This window comes from Aestuariivirga sp., assembly GCF_046294715.1.
Taxonomy (GTDB): Bacteria; Pseudomonadota; Alphaproteobacteria; order Rhizobiales; family Aestuariivirgaceae; genus Aestuariivirga.
Window position 1 is genome coordinate 1 of the sequence record NZ_JBKBKI010000048.1, and the last position, 19,276, is coordinate 19,276.

A 19,276-nucleotide genomic window follows, 5' to 3' on the forward strand; every position below is an offset into this window, starting at 1 on the left:
GCCGTCGCCGTTGATCAGGTACAGGAAATGCTTGGCCGGAACGACGACGATCATCCCCGCGAGCGCCGGCGCCGGGAATTCCACCGTTTGGGCACGAAACTCCGACGGGATTTCGTCCGCCGCAGGAACGATCGGGTAGTCGAACTCGGCTTCCGGCGGGGGGAGCAGATCGGGGTCCGGGCCCAGATCCATTTCATACAGGCTGACAGGGACTTTCCGCACGTGGGACGGGTTGTCCCCGGGGCGGATCACCCGCGGAAGCGGCTGACTTTCGCCGGCCAGGGCCGTTCCCGAGAAGACCCCGAAGGCCAGCCCACTACCGACAAAAGATCGACGCGTCAGAAGCCGCATCCGGCAATCCTCCTTGCATACCAGCAACTTGCCTCTGGAAACGGGGCTGCGGGGTGGTGGTTCCGGGGCGCCGAGAGAAAGGTTCACTTGTAGATAAATTCAAGCGAGTGGCTGGGTGCCCAGACCTTCAGAGTTTCTTAGGCAGGTACGTGAAATCGTGTGCAGAGTTGCGAGATAGCCGGGAGTTCCGACAGTGACGTGGCAGGCAAGCGAACCCAGAATGGAATTCCACGACCGGCTCAAGACCTCCTCCGCGAAAGGAATCGTCTCCGACTACCAGCGCCAGCAAAAGAAGAAAAACGCTGCCGAGGATCTCAAGACAGTCCTTTGGAAGAAGCACGCAAGCTTCTTCACGATGTGGCGGGAGATCAGAATGCTGTCGAAGGGCAGAGGCGCACTGAACGGGCAGGAATACGTGCGCTACCAGCTCTACCGCCGCGACATGCCGCAGTCCGCCAAGGAAGAGTTCCTCACCGACAGGCTGCACTGGCCCATCTGTGATCTCTTGAGCAGCCCCTACTGGCGGGCCGTCACGGAGGACAAGTGGATCTGCTACACGCTGCTCGAAGCCGCCGGCATCCCGATCCCGAGGACCGTGGCCGTGTTCGACCCCACGCTGCGATCCTATGGGAAGACGCTCACCCTCCGGACGTCGGATGACGTGCGAGAATTCCTGGAGCAGGACCACAATTATCCGCTCTTCGTAAAGCCCTGCGACCAGTTGGGGAGCTTCGGTGCCTTCATCATCACGGGCGCTGCCGACGGCAAGGCCCTGCTGCACGACGGTTCGGCCGCCACGCCCGGCGAACTCCTCGCGGACTATTTCGGCACGGAACCCTTCCTGCTGCAGGCGACGCTGCACAATCACCGCGACCTTTCGGACCTGACCGGCCGGCTGGCCACCGTCCGCCTGGTGAACCTCGTTCGCGGGAACACCATCGAGACTCCCTTCGCCGCCTTCAAGATCCCGGCGGGCGACAACATCGCCGACAATTTCTGGCGAGCCGGTAACCTGCTGGCCGACGTCGATCCCGCAACGGGCGTGATCCGTCGGATCGTCAGGGGCACGGGGCTCGAGCAGGAGGTCGTCGAGAAAGGCCGCGGCCTGCAACTGCCGTATTGGGAGGAAGTCCTGGCGATCAATACTGCGGTCTCGCGCCTCTTCCCGAAGATCGCCTACAACTCGCTCGACATCGCGATCACGCAGGATGGCCCCGTGGTGGTCGAGGTGAACAGCGGCGGCTCCTTCGACCTCATGCAGGTCGCCTCCGGCAAGGGCTTCCTGACGCCCAGCGTCACCGCCTTCTTCCAGGAGCATGGCTGGCCGAAGCGGAACAAGCCCTCACGGCGGTGAGCTGACCGGCGGGTCAATCGAGCGGATGACTTTGCCTCCGGCACCCGGCTATGGTACGGGGGCCACGCTGAGATTGACCAAGGCCCGGATTCCCATGCCAGAAGACCTGATGCGCTACGACCTGCTCGCCCAGAGCGCCCTCAAGGGCGTGGTCCGCGAGGCGCTGCGCATCGCCGAAAGCTCGGGGCTGCCGGGCGAGCATCACTTCTACATCGCCTTCAACACCCGCCATCCGGGGGTGCAGGTCTCGGAGAAGCTCGCCCAGCGCTATCCGCGCGAGATGACGATCGTGCTCCAGCACCAATACTGGAACCTCCATGTCTTCGACGACCGCTTCGAGGTGGAGCTCTCCTTCGACAACGTGCCGGAGCAGCTCATCATCCCCTTCGACGCGGTGAAGGGCTTCCTCGACCCCGCGGTTCAGTTCGGCCTGCAGTTCGAGACCGCCAATGCCGAGCGCCGCCCGCGCGAGGTCGAGGCCCCGAAGCCTCCGGCCGCGAAGCAGGAAGCCGCCTCCGCCTCTCCCGAGGCGAAGCCCGCCGAAACCCCCGCGCAGGAAGAGGCGGCCAAGGTCGTCTCCCTCGACCAGTTCCGCAAGAAGTGAGGACCCGATGATCCGCCGCATCCTGCTCGCCGCCGCGATCATGCTTCCGGTCACAGCAATGGCCCCCGGCGCACTCGCCCAATCCGCCACGGATGTCCGGGCGCTCGCCGCCATGGGCGACAAGCAGCTGATGAAGCTTCCCGCAAAGAAGGTCTTCGGGGGGCAGAAGGGACCCACCACGAGCATGAAGGCGCGCGCCATCGGCTCCTACGCCAAGGGCTGCATGGCGGGCGGCACGGCGCTCGCCGTCGACGGACCCGCCTGGCAGGTGATGCGCCTGTCGCGCAACCGCAACTGGGGGCACCCGGACCTGGTGGCGCTGGTGGAGCGGCTGGCGAAGGAGTCCAAGGCGAAGGACGGGTGGAACGGCCTGCTCGTCGGCGATCTGGCGCAGCCGCGCGGCGGCCCCATGCTCTCGGGGCACGCCAGCCACCAGGTCGGGCTCGATGCCGACGTCTGGCTCACGCCGATGCCGGACCGCACGCTGACCCGCAAGGAGCGCGAGGAGATCCAGGCCACCGTCGTGGTGAAGGACCGCAAGACCATGGACTACTCCGTGTGGACGGAGGCCCACGCGAAGCTCATCCGGCGCGCCGCCTCCTATCCCGAGGTCGCGCGAATATTCGTCCACCCCCCGATCAAGGCCGAACTCTGCAAGTGGGCCAAGGGCGACCGCGCATGGCTCGCCAAGGTGAGGCCCTACTACGGGCACAACTATCATTTCCACATTCGCATCAGCTGTCCCGAGGGCTCGCCCAGCTGCAAGAACCAGCCGACGCCCAGCCCCAAGGACGGCACCGGCTGCGGCGAGGAGCTGGCCTACTGGATGGGGAAGGTCCCGTGGAAGCAGGCGGAGAAGCCGAAGCCGGACACCAAGCCCGCCAAGCCCGCGCCGCCCTTGACACTGGCTGCCCTTCCTGCTGAATGCCGCGCCGTCGTGACGGCCGAATAGCCGCCGGGGAACCAGACAAGGAACAGCGCCCGAGGGCGCTCATCCATGCAACAGCAGAGCGAGCAGCGGCACGGCCCCTCCAGCACGTCGGTGAAGCTGGCTTTCGCCTCGATCGGCGTGGTCTTCGGCGACATCGGAACGAGCCCGCTCTATGCCATGCGCGAAGCACTGCATCCGGTGGTCGCCGCGGGCGGAGACTTGCGCACGGCCGTGCTCGGTGTCGCCTCCCTTCTGATCTGGGCGCTGATCCTCATCGTGACGCTCAAGTACGTCGTGTTCCTCATGCGCGCCGACAACAGGGGCGAGGGCGGCATCCTCTCGCTCGTCGTTCTGGTCGAGACGCTGCTGCGCAAGAAGGGCGGCTTCGTGCTGGCCCTCGGCATCATCGGGGCGGCCTTCTTCTTCGGCGACGCCATGATCACGCCCGCCATGTCGGTGCTTTCCGCCGTCGAGGGGCTGAAGGTGGTCCATCCGGGCTTCGGGCCCTACGTCGTTCCGCTGACGCTGGCCATCCTGATCACGCTCTTCCTCTTCCAGTATCTGGGAACGTCCGGCGTCGCCTCGCTGTTCGCGCCGATCACCTTCGTCTGGTTCCTGACCGTGGGCACCATGGGCGTGTTCCATATCTTCGACGACCTCGAGATCTTCCTCGCCTTCAATCCCGCATATGGGTTCTCGATGCTGGTCGAGCAGCCGGGCCTGGCGCTGCTCGTCTTCGGCGGCGTCTTCCTGGCGGTTACCGGCGGCGAGGCGCTCTATGCCGACATGGGCCACTTCGGCGCAAAACCCATCCGCATCGCGTGGCTCTCGGTCGTCTTTCCCGGGCTGATCCTCAATTATCTCGGGCAGGGCGCCTTCATCATCTCCCACCCCGAATCGGTCGAGAACCCGTTCTTCCTCATGGTGCAGGGCTGGCTCGTCATCCCGCTGGTGATCCTCGCCACTTCGGTCACCGTCATCGCCTCGCAGGCGGTGATCACCGGTGCCTTCTCCATCGCCCAGCAGGCGATGTCGCTCGGCCTCTTTCCGCGCATGGGCATCACCCATACCAGCGAGACCGAGCAAGGCCAGATCTATGTCGGACAGATCAACTGGATGCTGCTCGTCGGCGTGGTGATCCTGGTGCTGGTGTTCCAGTCCTCCAGCAATCTGGCAGCCGCCTACGGCATTGCGGTGAACACCTCGATGGTCGTCGATTCGATCCTCGCTGCCATCTTCTTCTGGAAGTCGCGCATCCTGCCGCGCTTCCTGGTGATGCCCGCGATCGCGCTGATTTTCGCGATCGAGGCCGTGTTCCTCGCCGCCAACGGCCTCAAGCTCGACGACGGCGGCTACATGCCGGTGCTGCTCGGCGCAACGATCATCCTGCTGATGGTCACCTGGATGCGCGGCCGCCAGGCGCTGACCGAGAAACTCAAGAAGGAGTCGGTGGAACTGGTTCCGCTGCTCGAAAGCCTGGAGCGCCGCCGGCCCACCCGCGTGGCGGGTGCCGCCGTCTTCCTGCAGACCGACCCGCTCTATGCGCCGAGCGCCCTCATGCACAATCTCAAGCACAATCGCGTGCTGCACGACAGGCTCGTCTTCATCACGGCTGAAACCACGAGCGAGCCGCGGATCGAAAGCGAGGAGCGCGTGATCGTGAAGCAGCTGCCGCTCGGCGCGTGGCTCGTCGAGGCGCGCTTCGGTTACATGGAACAGCCGGACGTGCCGAAGGCGCTGCGCGCCTGCGCGCCCTACGGCCTCGAGATCGATCCGCGCCAGGCCTCCTACTTCCTGGGCCGCCGGGTGATCCGCATGTCGGCGCGCTCTGCCCTGCCCTACTGGCAGCAGCGCCTGTTCATCATGATGGCGAACCAGTCTTCCCGCGCCATCGAATTCTTCCGCATCCCGCCCGACCGCGTCGTCGAACTCGGCATGCAGATGAGCGTCTGATTTCCCGAGGAGTATCCCATGGCCCTGCTCGCACCCTTCGCCGCCCCCGGCCGTTTCTGGCGGGGCAATCTCCACACGCATTCCAATCTCTCCGACGGGGCACTGGAGCCGAAGGCCGTGGTCGAGGCCTACAAGAACGCCGGCTACGACTTCATGCAGCTTTCCGAGCACTTCATCGGAAACTTCGATTTCCCGATGGCGGATACCCGCGCCTTCCGCTCCAACAATTTCACCACCATCATCGGGTGCGAGTTGCATGCCCCCGAAACCGCCGTGGGGGAGCTCTGGCACATCGTGGCGGCGGGACTGCCGCTGGACTTTCCGCGCAACTTCGAGGGCGAGACGGGAGCCCAGGTTGCGCGCCGCGCCCACGAGGCGGGTGCCTTCATCGGCATCGCGCACCCGGCCTGGTCGCAGCTGACGATCGAGGACGGCCGCTCCATCGACTGCGCGCACGCGGTGGAGATCTACAATCACGGCTGTGCCATCGAGAACGACCGGGGAGACGGCTGGTACCTTCTGGACCAGATGCTCACCGAGGGCCGCCGGCTCACCGCCTTCGCAACCGATGACGCCCATTTCAAGACGCCCGACCATTTCGGCGGCTGGGTCCACGTGAAGGCGGACAGCCTCGACCCGGACGCGCTGCTCGCGAGCCTCAAGCAGGGGCTCTACTACTCGAGCATGGGGCCTCAGATCCACGCGATCGAGTTGAACGGCAAGGAAATCTCGATTTCGTGCTCGCCGGTGGACACCATCACCGTGCTCTGCGGCACCTCGCGAACCGCGCTGCGGAACGGCCGCGCCATCACCGAGGCGAGCTTCGATCTCTCGAAGCTCGAGAAGGGCTGGCTCCTGAGAAAACAGAGCGGGTGGTTCCGCGTGGTGGCGATCGACAATGCCGGCAAGCGCGCCTGGAGCAACCCCATCTGGTGGGACGAGATCCGATAGCGCCTTGCCTCTCTGGCTGATCATTTGCGGGCTCGGCATCACCCAGATCATCGGCTGGGGTACCACCTACTATGCGCTGGGCGCCCTCTCCGCCGACATCGCGGCCACCACCGGCTGGTCCAAGGCGCTGATCTTCGGCGCATTTTCGGCGGCTCTGCTGCTGAGCGGACTGATCTCCACCTGGGCCGGGCGGCTCACCGACCGGGCGGGCGGGCGGGCCGTCATGATGTGGGGTTCAGCCGCCGCGGCGGCGGGCCTCGTTCTGATCGGGCTTTTTCCACATCCCGCGACCTACATCTCCGGTTGGCTGTTTCTCGGCGTCGCGATGCGGCTCGCCACGTATGACTCGGCCTTTGCCAGCCTGACTCAGATCGCAGGCCAGGGTGCGCGGCGCGCCATCTCCTATCTCACCCTGTTCGGCGGCTTCGCCTCCACCGTGTTCTGGCCGGTCAGCCACTATCTCTCCCAGGGGATCGGCTGGGCCGAGACGCTTCTTGTCTATGCGGCCCTCCATGTCTTCATCTGCCTGCCAATCCACTGGAGCGTGCTGCGCGAGGCGCGGGGCGACCGTGAGGTCGAGACGCCGGAAGCCCAGAGCGCTCCTCCCCTCGAGGGCAGCAGCCGCCGCCGGGCGATGGCGCTCTTCGCCGCCGCGCTGGCGCTGAATGGCCTTGTCTTCTCCGCCATCTCGGCCCACGTCGTGCCGCTCTTCGACGGGCTCGGCTTCAAAGGCGAGGAGGCGGTATTCATGGCTGCCCTGATCGGGCCTTCGCAGGTGGCGAGCCGGCTCGGCGAAATCCTGCTGGGCCGGAATCTCGCGCCGCTTCACCTTGGTCTCATCGCCTTCGGGCTGCTGCCGGTGGCGATCGGCCTTTTTGCGGCGCTCGGCTTTTCCTGGGGTGCGGCCCTGCTCTTCGCGGTGCTCTACGGCGCGTCCAACGGCCTCGTCACCATCGCCAAGGGCGCAGTGCCGCTGATGCTGTTCGGGACCAAGGGCTATGGCGAGATGCTGGGCATCATCTCCGCTCCCAACCTGGTGCTGAACGCGGCAGCCCCGCTGCTGTTCGCGCTGCTGCTCGGCTGGGTGCCGCCGCACGGCGCGCTGCTCATCGCCGGCGCGGCGGCGCTGGCCTCATCGATCGCCATGCTCCGACTCACGCGGCTTCACCCAGCCGAGGCCGATGAGCGTGACGAGCGCAAAGGCCGCGCCTCCGAGAAAGGTGGCGGCTGAGCCGTAGCCGTCCCACAGCACGCCCGCAAGCACGCTGCCGAGAAGCGTCGCCAGTCCGCCCGCCAGGTTGAACATGCCGAAAGCGGTGCCGCGGAGCTCAGCGGGCGCGGTATCCGCGACGAGCGTCGAAAGCCCGCCCTGCGTAAGGCCCATGTGCAGCCCCCACAGCGCCACCCCAATCAGCATCGCGGTGACCGAGCCGCCGAGCGCCAGGACGATGTCGGCGGCGATCAGGACGAGGACGCCGGCCGCCAGAAGCCCGCGCCGCCCGACCCGGTCCGACAGGGCGCCGGCCGGATAGGAGGCAAGGGAATAGAGGAGGCTCATCACCACCATCACCAACGGCACATAGGCGCTGGCGACACCCGTCTCCGCCGCCTTGAGAACGAGGAAGGCCTCCGAGAAGCGCGCCATCATCATCGCGGCACCTACTGCGGCAACTCGCCAAAACGGGCCGCCGAGGGAGGAGGCGGTGCGAAGATCGAATCCGGGGCGGCGCTCCTCTGGCCTGTGGCGGGGCGGCTCCTCGACGCCGAAGGCGAGCAGCGCCACGGCGATGAGCGCTGGCAGGCAGGCCACCCACATGACCGCGCGCAGGTCGAAGAGGAGAACCGACATCAGCCCGACGGCGATCAACGGCCCGGCGAAAGCACCTGCCGTGTCCAGTGCCTGCCTGAGCCCGAAAGCCGCGCCGCGCTGGTCCGGGGGCGCGATGTCTGCCACCAGGGCGTCCCTCGGCGCACCCCGGATACCCTTTCCCACGCGGTCTGCGAAGCGGGCGAGGAACACCGCACTGACGGACGAGGCGAGCGGGAACAGCGGCTTCACCGCCGCCGCCATGCCATAGCCCAGCAGCGCCAGCCCCTTGCGGCTGCCCCAGCGGTCGCTCAGGACGCCTGAAAACAACTTCGAGATCTGCGCGGTTGCCTCCGCGATCCCCTCGAGCAGGCCCAGAAGTGCGGCGGAAGCGCCGAGCGTGCCCACCACGAAGAGCGGCAGGATGGCATGGATCATCTCGGAGGAGACGTCCATGAACAGGCTCACGAGGCCGAGCATCCAGATGCCGCGCGGCAGGTGTTTTGGCATGTCCGGTCAACTTCCGTCTGACTGGCGGCAGGGGGTGGGAAGTGATAATCAGCCCGCCGAAACGATCCTGCAAGACGGCCATTTCCCGAGGACTGCCATGACCAAGACCCGCATCGAAACCGACACCTTCGGCCCCATCGAGGTGGAGGCCTCGCGATACTGGGGGGCGCAGGCGCAGCGCTCCATCGGCAACTTCCGGATCGGCTGGGAGAAGCAGCCGAAGCCCATCGTGCGGGCGCTGGGCATCGTGAAGCGCGCCGCGGCGGAAACCAACATGGCGCTGGGCCGCCTGGACAAGACCGTGGGCGAGGCCATCGTCAAGGCCGCGCAGGAGGTGATCGACGGCCGGCTCGACGAGCACTTCCCGCTCGTCGTCTGGCAGACGGGTTCCGGCACCCAGTCCAATATGAACGCCAACGAGGTGATCTCGAACCGGGCGATCGAAATGATGGGCGGCGTCATGGGCTCGAAGAAACCGGTGCATCCGAACGACCACGTGAACATGAGCCAGTCGTCGAACGACACCTACCCCACGGCCATGCACATCGCCTGCGCCGAGCAGGTTCATCACGATCTCCTCCCCGCACTGCGCCACCTTCACCGCGCGCTCGACGAGAAGGCGAAGCAGTGGGCGCACATCATCAAGATCGGCCGCACCCACACGCAGGATGCGACACCGCTCACGCTCGGGCAGGAATTTTCTGGCTATGCCAAGCAGGTGGAGAACGGCATCAGGCGCATCGAGATGACGATGCCGATGCTGATGGAGCTCGCCCAGGGCGGAACGGCGGTGGGCACGGGGCTGAACGCGCCCGTGGGCTTCGCCGAGATGGTGGCCGAGCGCATCGCCGCCATCACCGGGATGGGCTTCACGTCGGCACCGAACAAGTTCGAGGCGCTGGCCGCCCATGACGCGATGGTGATGACGCATGGCGCCATCAACACCGTGGCCGTCTCGCTGTTCAAGATCGCCAACGACATCCGCTTCCTGGGCTCCGGCCCGCGCTCGGGGCTGGGCGAACTGGCGCTGCCGGAGAACGAGCCGGGCTCATCGATCATGCCGGGCAAGGTGAACCCCACCCAGGCGGAAGCCCTCACCATGGTCTGCGTGCAGGTGTTCGGCAATCACGCGGCACTGTCCTTCGCGGGCAGCCAGGGGCACTTCGAGCTCAACGTCTTCAACCCGGTGATGGCCTACAACTTCCTCCAGTCGGTGCGCCTCCTCGCCGACGCCGCGGTGAGTTTCACCGACAATTGCGTCGCAGGCATCGTGGCGCGCGAGGACAACATCCGCGAGGCGCTGGAGCGCTCCCTGATGCTCGTCACCGCACTCGCCCCGAAATACGGCTATGACCGCGCAGCGAAGATCGCCAAGACGGCGCACAAGAACGGCACCACGCTCCGCGAAGAGGCGATCCGGGACGGCATCCCGGCAGACGACTTCGACCGCATCGTGCGGCCGGAGGACATGATCTCTCCGAAATAGGCGAGGAGCGATGCCATGGCCGAGATCGTCAGCCTGAAGCTTCACCGCAAGCGGAGGGAGCGCGCCGCAAAGGAGGAGAAGGCGGCGGAAAACCGCCTTGCCCACGGGCGCAGCAAGACCGAGCGCAAGCTGACGGAAGCCCTGAACGAGAAGGCGCAGAAGGACCTCGATGCGCTGAAGCGCGAGGACTGATGGCGAGCGACCTCAAGCGCTCGCTCACCATTTCGGGGCACCGCACCTCGCTGTCGCTCGAGCCCGAGTTCTGGCAGGCGCTGCAACTCGCCGCGGCCCGGCGGAAGATCACCATCGCAACCCTCGTGGCCGAGATCGACCAGGCGCGCGGCAAGCGAAATCTCTCGAGCGCCGTGCGGGTGTTTCTCCTTGCGGAGGCACAGCGCTCACTGTGACGGCGAGGAGCCGGGCGGCGGCGAGACGATCACCGGCGCCCCTGGCGGCTTCGCAAGGATGATGGGCCCGGGGGCCTGTGGGCGGCGCGTCTGGCGGGGCCGCGCCGGCTTTTCGGGTGCGGGCTTCGGGGCCGACGTCACGGCGTTTCCGGGCTCGGCCGCCGATTGCTGCATGAGCCGGCGCCACAGCCTGACCTCCCGCGCGCGCTGGCGGATCTCGGCCTTGTTGATCTCGGCATTGGCGGCCCGTTCGGACTCGATCTGCCGGCGCAGTCGCTCGGCCTCGGCGACCACCATTTCGGCATGCACCTTGAGTTCGCGGCGGCGAAGCAGAAGCTCGTCGCGCTGGGCATAATAGGCCTGAAGGCGGGCTTCGTCCTCCAGGCGCTGCTTTTCCTCGAGTTCGGCGAGGCGCTGCTGTTCCTTCTGCAGCCGTTCGAGCTCGTCGATCCCCTCCTGCATGATGGTGACACCGAGCGAGGTCGCGAGTTCGGAAACATTCTCGCCGCGCGCCAGAGCCATCGGAGGGCCGGAATAGGAGACGCTCATCGGCGGCAGGTCGGGCCGGAACTTGAAGCGGAGGGCCGCCTCGACGTCGATCTCGCCCAGCGCAAGTTCGGCGACCGTCTTCACCTCGACGTCCGCCTCATCGCCCTGATGCTTGAGCGGTGCGAAGCTCACCACGCCGCTGGCGATCGAGACGGGGCCGGAAACGGCGCCGATCTGGAGCCCCTCGCCCGATTTCAGAGCCGCGAAGGCCTTCTCGATCCCGGCGGCATCCTTCGCCTCGGAGAGCGCCGCAGCGAAGGTTGCAGGCGAAAGGGCGAGAAGCCGCACGCCGTCGAATTCATAGCTGCCGCGGCCCCGGGCGGCGGCGAGCGCCGCTCCCGGGCTCCGGCCCTCGCTCTCCACGTCGATCTCGACCACGCCCTGCCCCTCCGCTACGGCGGAGCCATCCGCCAGGGCGAGCTGGCGGGAAAGGTCGACCGGGATGGTGAGGCGCCCCGTCAGCTGCCGTTCGGGGCCCTCCCCGGCGGAACCAATCTCGATCTGGGCATCGCGGCCCTCCTCGTCCTTCCCGGCCATGGCAAGCCGGATTTCGCCCGGCTTCGCCGCAATGCCGACCGAGGCGTCCCGGGCACGGAAATGCGGATGCACCTCGAGGCTGGAGGGTTCGATCCAGACCTCGCCCGTGAGTCCGAAGGGCAGCCGCGCGGCAAAGGCCGATTCGAGGCCCGGCTCCGTTCCCGTCCATTCGAGGAAGGTTGCGGCGAGGACGTGGCTGAGCCGCAATGCCCCCGTGACCAGGCGCGCCTCGAACCCTCCCGCCGGCGTCAGGCTGATGCTGCCGCTGAACGGATCCGCGCCATACCGGCCGGTAATCCCGCTGAGACGCCAGGCACCTTCCGTAAAGCCGACTGCCGCGTCTGCCACGAGCACGGCTGGCGCCGGAGTTGCCGGTATTCCCGTGGCTGCGATGAGTGGAGCGGCATCCGTGGCCCGCAGCGATAGCTTGCCGTCGATGCCATAGCCTTCCGCCCAGGGCTTTGCTGTGCCCCGATAATCGAGCCGCGCGTTGTAGGCCTGGAGTGTCGCCTCCGCCGAGATGCCGTCCCGCAGCGAACCCGCCCCTTTGACTTGGAGACTGCCCGGCACCTCGCTCTCGCCCTGCGGTGAAAGGCCGAGCAGCGACAGGATGCGCCGGGACTGCGGCGCATCGAGCTTCAGCACCGCCGAGAGGGCACCGCCGGCGGAGCTCGCGCCGCTTGCCGACAGCGTGAGGTCACCCGCCGTTCCGTTGACGCCGAAGCGCAGTTCCGGCCCCTGCTCCACCGGCGAGACGGCGACATGGCCTTTGAGCGCGGTGCGCCCCAGCCCCATGGCCCAGTCCGGCAGCCTGCCTTCCTGCGCAAGCCCGGCGAGGCGAATGAGCTCCGATGGGTCTTCCGCGGTGACCTCGACTCCGATCGAGCCGTCCGCCCCCTGGCCGCTGTCGAGGATGAGGCCCGTCGCGGCGAGCCTGGCACCACCCACCGAGCCCACGTCGAGCGCGCGGAGATCGAGGCCGTTGGCGCCCGACTGAAGGTCGAGAGAGACGTCGCGCGCCGTGACGCCGTTCAGCAGAAGCTCGCCCGCCTTGAACCTCAGGCGCAGGTCCGGCGCATCTGGGCGCGGCAGCACGAAGGCGGCGATGCCGCCAATCCCCTCGCGCACCGCCGCCGAGAAGGCGGGAACGCCCTGCGGCGCATAGGCGTCGAAGTCGAAGCGGCCGCCTTCGAGCGAGATGTCGGCAGCGCCGCGGCCCGCCCACGTCACGGCGATGGTGCCGCTGCCCCTTTCCCCGTCGAGCTCGAATTCGGCGCCGGTGAGCCGCACGCGCGACGGCGTGAGGCTTATCGCCGTCTGCATCTTGAGGCGGCCCCGGCTGCCGGTCCACAGCGGCGCCAGCGCCTCGCGGCCTTCATGCCACAGCCAGAGGGTCAGATCGCGCAGGTCGTTGGTCTCGAGCGCCAGATCGCCGCTCAGTTCGCCGCCTGCGCCGCCGGGGAAATAGTTCCCGGAGAACAGCATGTCGGAACGGCCAGGCAGCCCCGCCGAAAACCGGTTGATGCGGAGCCCGCCACGGTCGGCTTCGAGGGCGAGCGAGACGGAGTCGAGGTTCTGCCCGCCAGTCTTCAGCGCGGTCACCTGCAGCCTGCCCGACAGGCTCATGTCGGCGGGCAGCATCGCCAGCAATCCGTCCGCCACGGCGAGGCTTCCCGCCTCGCGCAGGACGTTGCGGGATTTCGCCCCGGCGAGCTCGTCGAGGTCCAGCATCGCGGCAGACAGGTCGAAGGCCGCCTCGATGTGCCGGCCGAGCTTCAGGGAAGCGGAGCCGGTGGCGATGGCGCCGCCGTTCTTGGCCTCATGGCGGGAAATCTCGATGCCACTGAGCTCGACCCGGTCGAAATCGCCCTTGACCTTCGCCGCGAGGACGAGCGGACGGAGCCTCCCCTCGGCATCGCCCTTGCCTTCGCCGGAGGATTGCGGCTCGATCCGCAGCTGGCCCTCGGCGGTGCCGCCCTGCTGAGCGCCATCGAACCCGAAGACATGGCCCGAACCGTCGGCCGCCGCGATCCTGACGCCGAAGCGGAAGGGCCGGCCCTCGGCATACGTGCCCGTCGTGATGCCAATGTCGAAGGCGCGGTCGCTGTAGAGCGCCTGGCCGCGCAGCCGCCACGGGCCCGCCACGCCAGGGGAGGCGAGCGTCGCGGTGACGTCGTTGAGCGTCATGGTCTCGCCCCGCCGTCGGTCCCGGAAGTTTACGGTGCCGCCGGCAAAGGTGATCTGGTCCAGCTTCACGCGGGAGAGAATGTCACTGCGGATGAGGTCGGCCGAGGGGGTGAAATGCCAGTTGCCTTCCCCCGTGGGCAGCCGTTCGAGATGGAGCGCCGGCTCCGCGATCTCGATGCTCTCGACATCGATCCCGCCCTGCAGCAGCCCGGCCAGTGTCATGCGGATGGTGATGCGCTCGGCGGTGGCGAAGTCGCGCTGCTCCAGCCCGGGCGGATTGGCGATCGCCAGCCCTTCAGCGGTGAGGCGTGGCCAGGGGAAGAGCCGCGCCGAGATCGGTCCCTCGATCGAGACGGCCCGCCCCGTGAGCTTCCTGCCATAGGCCTCGAGGTCGCTGCGGTAGCCGTTCCAGTCGATGATGAAGGGCGCAGCCAGAAGCCCCGCCACCGCCACCGCGAGCAGGATGCCGAAATAGAAGACGGGCGATCTCCACACCTTCATGGCTCGGCGAGGTCCTGTCGCATGGCGTCCGTCAGAGCGCGGCACTCTTGCCGGGATTCATGATGTTCTTGGGGTCGAACGCCCGCTTGATCTCGCGCATGAAGGCGAGCGCCCCGCCATGCTCGCGCTCGAGATAGGCGCGCTTGCCCGTGCCGATGCCGTGCTCGCCCGTCGAGGTGCCTCCCATCGCGATGGCGCGCTCGATCATGCGGCCATAGACCTCCTTCACGCGGCGCACCTCGTCCGCATCCTGACGGTCGCAATAGAGCACCACGTGGAAATTGCCGTCGCCGACATGGCCGACGATGGGGCCGTAGAGACCGTTCGCCGCGAGATCGGCCTGCGTCTGCGTCACGCATTCGGCGAGCCGCGATATCGGCACGCAGACGTCCGTCGCGAAGGCCTCCTTTCCCGGCATCAGCGACCGGGTTGCCCAGAACGCATCGTGGCGCGCCTGCCACAGCTTCTGCCGGTCCTCCTCCTTGGTGGCCATGCTGTAGGGGCCCCCGCCCTGTTCCTCGGCGATCGCCGCGAAGGTCTCGGCCTGTTCCCGCGCCGAGGCGTCGGTGCCGTGGAACTCGAGGAACAGCGTCGGCGTCACCCTGAGGTCGAGCTTGGAATAGGCGTTGAAGGCCTTCACGTGCTCGGCATCGACGAGTTCGATCCGGGCGACGGGAATTCCCATCTGGATCGCCGTGATGGTGGCGTTGCAGCAGGCCTCCACGCTGGGAAACGGGCAGACGGCGGAAACGATCGCCTCCGGTATCCCATAGAGCTTCAGCGCCACCTCGGTGATGACGCCGAGCGTGCCCTCGGAGCCGACGAGCAGCCGCGTCAGGTCATAGCCGGCCGAGGATTTTCGCGCCCGGCTGCCGGTGCGGATCACCTCGCCATTGGCCATCACGGCGGTGACGTTCAGCACGTTCTCGCGCATGGTGCCATACCGGACCGCATTCGTGCCTGAGGCCCGTGTCGCCGTCATGCCGCCGATGCTCGCATCGGCCCCCGGGTCCACGGGAAAGAAAAGGCCCTGGTCTCTCAGATGCGCATTGAGCTGCTTGCGGGTGACGCCCGCCTCCACCCGGCAGTCGAGATCGGCGGCATTCACCTCGAGGATGCGGTTCATGCCCGAGAGGTCGACCGAGATGCCGCCGAAGGGGGCGGAGAAATGCCCTTCGAGCGAGGTGCCAGTGCCATAGGGGATCACCGGCGTTCCGTGTTTGGCGCAGGTGGCGACGATGCGCTGCACCTCCTCCGTGCTCTTCACGAAGGCCACCGCGTCCGGAGGGGCGCCGGGGTTCCAGGTCTGGTCCTTGCCGTGCTGCTCGCGCACGGCGGGGGCGGTGGAGAGCCGCTCGCCCAGCCATTCGCGAAGCTCGCCCACGGCATGAGTTGTGCTGGTCTTGCTGCTCGGAGTATCCATGCTCCCGAAACTAGCAGAAACCGGAGAATTTGCGATGGGTTATCCCGCCCCCTTCGTGGGCCGCGTCCTTAAGGTCGAGGACCAGTGGACCGACTACAACGGCCACTTCAACATGGCCTATTACAACGTGCTGTTCGACCGTGCGGGAGACGAGGCCTTCGCTGCCGTGGGTCTTGGGCCTGACTACGTGAAGGAGCGCAACGCCTCCTTCTTCACGCTGGAATCACACAACACCTATCTGCGCGAACTCCATGCCGGGGATTCGGTCAGGATCGAAACCCAGTTCCTCGATTGCGACGCCAAGCGCGTCCACTACGTGCAGCAGATGTTCCATGCGGCAGAAGGGTGGCTTTCCTGCGTCACCGAGATCATCGTCATGCATGTGGACATGCAGCTGAAGAAGTCCGCAGCTTTCCCGCCTGACGTGATGCAGAAGATCGAGGCCATGCGGGAGGCGCACCGGCACCTCCCCGTGCCGGCGCAGGTCGGGCACCGGATCGGCATTCCGAAAAAATCCTGAAATCCCGCAAGAGCGTCATACTCGCGCAACATTGCGGGCGCATCACCCCTCCATACCCTGCAAAAACCATGAAACGGAGGAGGCGAAACATGAACGACGGTTTGAACCTGTTCGCGGAAGCGCTTGTTTTCGTTCACGGAAAAGGGGCCGAATCAGAGGCCGCGCGGCACGCCCTGCTGTGTGAGAGGCTGGGCGACATGGAGACGGCGGCGACGTGGCGTCAGCTCCAGGGTGCGGTGCGGAGCCTGACCCGGGATACGGATTGCGCCAACCGCCGCGCTGCGTAAGGGCTGGAGAGTTTCGTATTTCGTTCTCCCGCTTGCTATATAGGCCCGGAGGATTCGGAGCCTATGAGCAGCAAGAATTTCGACCTGAACGACTTCGGCGACGAGGAGCCAGCCCCTGCCATCAGGCCAGGGGGGCTGGCGGCACGCGCCCTCGCACAGGGCGAACCGCCTTATCTCAACGGACTGAACCCCGAGCAACGCTCCGCCGTGGAGACGACGGAGGGGCCGCTCCTCGTGCTGGCGGGCGCCGGAACCGGCAAGACGCGGGTTCTGACGACCCGGCTCGCCCACATCCTCGCCACCGGCAAGGCCTGGCCTGGGCAGATTCTCGCCGTCACCTTCACCAACAAGGCCGCCCGCGAGATGCGGGACCGGATCGGCGCGCTCATCGGCGGCGCGGTCGAGGGCATGACATGGCTCGGCACCTTCCACTCGATCGGCGTGAAGATCCTCCGGAACCACGCCGAGCTCGCGGGGCTCAAGTCCGGCTTCTCGATCCTCGACACGGACGACCAGATACGCCTCCTCAAGCAATTGCTCGAAGCCCATGACGTGGACGAGAAGCGTTGGCCGGCGCGCCAGCTCGCCTCCCTCATCGACGGCTGGAAGAACCGGGGGCTGACGCCGGACCGCGTGCCCCAGGGCGAGGCCCACGGCTTCGCCAACGGCCTCGGGGGCAAGCTCTATGCCGAGTACCAGCAGCGGCTGAAGGTGGTAAACGCCGCCGACTTCGGAGACCTCCTGCTCGAGGTGCTGCGCATCTTCCAGCAGCACCCGGACGTGCTGAAGGAATACCAGCGCCGCTTCAAGTACATGCTGGTCGACGAATACCAGGATACCAACGTCGCGCAGTATCTCTGGCTGAGGCTCCTGGCGCAGGGCCACCGCAACATCTGCTGCGTGGGCGACGACGACCAGTCGATCTACGGCTGGCGCGGCGCGGAGGTGGACAACATCCTGCGCTTCGAGAAGGATTTTCCTGGGGCGCGCATCATCCGCCTCGAGCGCAATTACCGGTCCACCCCGCAGATTCTCGGCGCCGCGTCGGGCCTCATCGCCAGGAACGAGAGCCGGCTCGGCAAGACCCTTCACACCGATCGCGAGAACGGCGAGACGGTGACCGTGCGCGCCCACTGGGACGGCGAGGAGGAAGCCCGCGTCATCGGGGAAGACATCGAGAACCTGCAGCGCAAGGGCGAACGGCTGAACGACATCGCCATCCTGGTGCGCGCGTCATTCCAGATGCGCGCCTTCGAAGACCGCTTCATCACGCTGGGCGTGCCTTACCGCGTGGTGGGCGGCCCCCGCTTCTACGAGCGCGCCGAGGTGCGCGATGCGCTCGCCTACCTCAAGATCGTGGCCTCGCCGGACAACGACCTCGCCTTCGAGCGCATCGTCAACGTGCCGAAGCGCGGCATCGGCGATACCTCGGTGAAGCGCATGCACGCGATCGCCCGGTCTCAGGGGATTTCGCTCTTCCGCGCGGCCGAAGCCGTGTCGCTCACCGACGAGCTCCCCGCCAAGACGCGCGGCGCACTGCGCAAGCTCATCGAAGGCTTCGGCCGATGGCGCCAGATGGCGGAAGGCATTCCGCACACGGAGCTTGCCGAAATCGTGCTCGACGAGTCGGGCTACACCGAGATGTGGCAGAACGACAAGAGCCCGGAAGCCCAGGGGCGGCTCGAAAACCTCAAGGAACTCGTGCGCTCCATGGGCGATTTCGAGAACCTCGCCGGCTTCCTCGAACACATCGCGCTGGTCATGGAGGCCGAGCAGTCGGCGGAGGAAGACAAGGTCAACATCATGACCATGCACGCGGCGAAGGGGCTCGAATTCGGCACCGTCTTCCTGCCCGGCTGGGAGGAAGGCCTGTTCCCCAGCCAGCGCTCGCTGGACGAGAAGGGCCGCGCCGGCCTCGAGGAGGAGCGGCGCCTCGCCTATGTCGGCATCACGAGGGCCAAGCGGCGGGCGGTCATCTCCTTCGCGCAGAACCGGCGCGTCCATAATCTCTGGCAGTCCGCATTGCCCTCGCGCTTCGTCGACGAGCTGCCGGAGGGCCATGTCGAGGTCGCCGCCATGGCCACGAGCTATGGCGGATATGGGCTCGGCACCTATGGCAAGAGCCGCTTCGACGACCAGACGCAGCCCTTCGGCAACACCTATGCCACGCCGGGGTGGCAGCGGGCCCAGGCGCGTTGGGCAGAGGGGAAATCCGCCCGCTCCACGCCCCAGTTCATCGAGGGCGAAATGGTGGCGCGCGAAACCGATGCTGTCCGCTACGCCAGGGGCGAGCGCGTGTTTCACGAGAAGTTCGGCTATGGCGTGATCCGCTCGGTCGACGGCAACAAGCTCACGATCGACTTCGACAAGGCCGGCGAGAAGCGGGTGATCGACAGTTTCGTCACCCGCGCCTGACCGGCCTCAGCCGAGCGCCGCCCGAACTGCCGCCAGCGCCTCCTCGGCCTTGGCACCGTCGGGGCCGCCGGCCTGCGCCATGTCGGGCCTGCCGCCGCCGCCCTTGCCGCCCAGCGCCACCGCACCGGCGCGCACGAGTTCCACCGCGTTGAAGCGCGCGGTCAGGTCTGCCGTCACCCCCACGATCAGGCCGGCCCGGCCTTCGTCGTTGAGGCCCACGAGCGCCACCACGCCGGAGCCGAGCCGGGCCTTGCCCTCGTCCACCAGCCCCTTCATGTCATTGGGCGAAATGCCCTTGAGCACGCGCGCCATCAGCTTCACGCCATTGACCTCGGAGATGCCCTCGTCGCCGCCCTTGGCGCCGCCGCCCATCGCCAGCTGCTTCTTGGCCTCGGCCAGTTCCCTCTCGAGCTTGCGGCGTTCCTCCATCAGCGCCTCGATGCGGGTGAGCATCCGCGCGAGCTCGGCGACCTGGCCGAGCCGCACGGCGCGTGGGTGCGGCT

General features: G+C 67.0%; 16 protein-coding genes and 1 pseudogene. 12 read left to right on the forward strand and 5 right to left on the reverse strand.

Going from position 1 to position 19,276, the window contains the following annotated elements; genetic code table 11:
• A pseudogene (locus tag ACK4HL_RS19315) lies at positions 1 to 351 on the reverse strand (hypothetical protein); the annotation flags it as partial.
• A 220-nt stretch (positions 352 to 571) separates the two neighbouring features.
• Between ACK4HL_RS19315 and ACK4HL_RS19320 the strand changes: the two are divergent.
• The 6 genes from ACK4HL_RS19320 (at position 572) to ACK4HL_RS19345 (ending at position 7,375) form a co-directional block, all read left to right on the forward strand.
• Positions 572 to 1,705, forward strand: a complete 1,134-nt coding sequence (locus ACK4HL_RS19320; protein WP_409764086.1) for a sugar-transfer associated ATP-grasp domain-containing protein — start codon at positions 572 to 574, stop codon at positions 1,703 to 1,705.
• A 94-nt stretch (positions 1,706 to 1,799) separates the two neighbouring features.
• Positions 1,800 to 2,309: an SspB family protein gene (locus tag ACK4HL_RS19325; protein WP_409764089.1), complete on the forward strand. Its 510-nt coding sequence runs from the start codon at positions 1,800 to 1,802 to the stop codon at positions 2,307 to 2,309.
• Positions 2,310 to 2,316: 7 nt separating this feature from the next.
• On the forward strand, positions 2,317 to 3,261 hold the full coding sequence (gene mepA, locus ACK4HL_RS19330; protein WP_409764092.1) for a penicillin-insensitive murein endopeptidase: 945 nt from the start codon (positions 2,317 to 2,319) through the stop codon (positions 3,259 to 3,261).
• Positions 3,262 to 3,306: 45 nt separating this feature from the next.
• Positions 3,307 to 5,193, forward strand: a complete 1,887-nt coding sequence (locus ACK4HL_RS19335) for a potassium transporter Kup (RefSeq protein WP_409764095.1) — start codon at positions 3,307 to 3,309, stop codon at positions 5,191 to 5,193.
• Between the two features lie 18 nt (positions 5,194 to 5,211).
• The gene (locus ACK4HL_RS19340) at positions 5,212 to 6,144 is read left to right on the forward strand and encodes a CehA/McbA family metallohydrolase (RefSeq protein WP_409764098.1); all 933 of its coding nucleotides are present in this window, start codon (positions 5,212 to 5,214) and stop codon (positions 6,142 to 6,144) included.
• A gap of 4 nt (positions 6,145 to 6,148) precedes the next feature.
• Positions 6,149 to 7,375: an MFS transporter gene (locus ACK4HL_RS19345; RefSeq protein WP_409764101.1), complete on the forward strand. Its 1,227-nt coding sequence runs from the start codon at positions 6,149 to 6,151 to the stop codon at positions 7,373 to 7,375.
• On the opposite strand, the gene ACK4HL_RS19350 is transcribed toward ACK4HL_RS19345, so the two are convergent.
• Complete coding sequence (locus tag ACK4HL_RS19350) at positions 7,277 to 8,461, reverse strand: MFS transporter (protein ID WP_409764104.1); 1,185 nt, start codon at positions 8,459 to 8,461, stop codon at positions 7,277 to 7,279. The genes ACK4HL_RS19345 and ACK4HL_RS19350 overlap by 99 nt on opposite strands.
• Positions 8,462 to 8,558: 97 nt before the next feature.
• Here ACK4HL_RS19350 and fumC point away from each other — a divergent pair, with 97 nt between their 5' ends.
• The 3 genes from fumC to ACK4HL_RS19365 are packed head-to-tail and all read left to right on the forward strand — an operon-like array spanning position 8,559 to position 10,354.
• Positions 8,559 to 9,947 (forward strand): class II fumarate hydratase, encoded by a 1,389-nt coding sequence (fumC, locus tag ACK4HL_RS19355; protein ID WP_409764107.1) that lies wholly within the window; start codon positions 8,559 to 8,561, stop codon positions 9,945 to 9,947.
• A 15-nt stretch (positions 9,948 to 9,962) separates the two neighbouring features.
• On the forward strand, positions 9,963 to 10,139 hold the full coding sequence (locus tag ACK4HL_RS19360) for a DUF4169 family protein (protein ID WP_409764110.1): 177 nt from the start codon (positions 9,963 to 9,965) through the stop codon (positions 10,137 to 10,139).
• Positions 10,139 to 10,354 (forward strand): ribbon-helix-helix domain-containing protein, encoded by a 216-nt coding sequence (locus ACK4HL_RS19365; RefSeq protein ID WP_409764113.1) that lies wholly within the window; start codon positions 10,139 to 10,141, stop codon positions 10,352 to 10,354. The genes ACK4HL_RS19360 and ACK4HL_RS19365 overlap by 1 nt, the downstream gene beginning before the upstream one ends.
• Here the strand turns inward: ACK4HL_RS19365 and ACK4HL_RS19370 are convergent.
• Together ACK4HL_RS19370 and ACK4HL_RS19375 are read right to left on the reverse strand one after the other, a co-directional pair.
• The gene (locus ACK4HL_RS19370) at positions 10,346 to 14,128 is read right to left on the reverse strand and encodes an AsmA family protein (protein ID WP_409764116.1); all 3,783 of its coding nucleotides are present in this window, start codon (positions 14,126 to 14,128) and stop codon (positions 10,346 to 10,348) included. The two genes, ACK4HL_RS19365 and ACK4HL_RS19370, sit on opposite strands and share 9 nt — an antisense overlap.
• Positions 14,129 to 14,159: 31 nt before the next feature.
• The gene (locus tag ACK4HL_RS19375; protein WP_409764119.1) at positions 14,160 to 15,551 is read right to left on the reverse strand and encodes an FAD-binding oxidoreductase; all 1,392 of its coding nucleotides are present in this window, start codon (positions 15,549 to 15,551) and stop codon (positions 14,160 to 14,162) included.
• Between the two features lie 34 nt (positions 15,552 to 15,585).
• Between ACK4HL_RS19375 and ACK4HL_RS19380 the strand changes: the two genes are divergently transcribed.
• From ACK4HL_RS19380 to ACK4HL_RS19390, 3 genes are all read left to right on the forward strand, one after another.
• Positions 15,586 to 16,071, forward strand: coding sequence for a thioesterase family protein (locus tag ACK4HL_RS19380; RefSeq protein WP_409764122.1), 486 nt, complete (start codon positions 15,586 to 15,588; stop codon positions 16,069 to 16,071).
• A gap of 89 nt (positions 16,072 to 16,160) precedes the next feature.
• Positions 16,161 to 16,358, forward strand: coding sequence for a hypothetical protein (locus tag ACK4HL_RS19385; protein ID WP_409764125.1), 198 nt, complete (start codon positions 16,161 to 16,163; stop codon positions 16,356 to 16,358).
• Positions 16,359 to 16,421: 63 nt separating this feature from the next.
• Complete coding sequence (locus tag ACK4HL_RS19390) at positions 16,422 to 18,773, forward strand: ATP-dependent helicase (RefSeq protein WP_409764128.1); 2,352 nt, start codon at positions 16,422 to 16,424, stop codon at positions 18,771 to 18,773.
• 6 nt (positions 18,774 to 18,779) lie between these two features.
• Here ACK4HL_RS19390 and ACK4HL_RS19395 read toward each other — a convergent pair.
• Positions 18,780 to 19,276 (reverse strand): DHHA1 domain-containing protein (locus ACK4HL_RS19395; protein WP_409764131.1); only part of this gene is annotated, 497 nt, incomplete at its 5' end.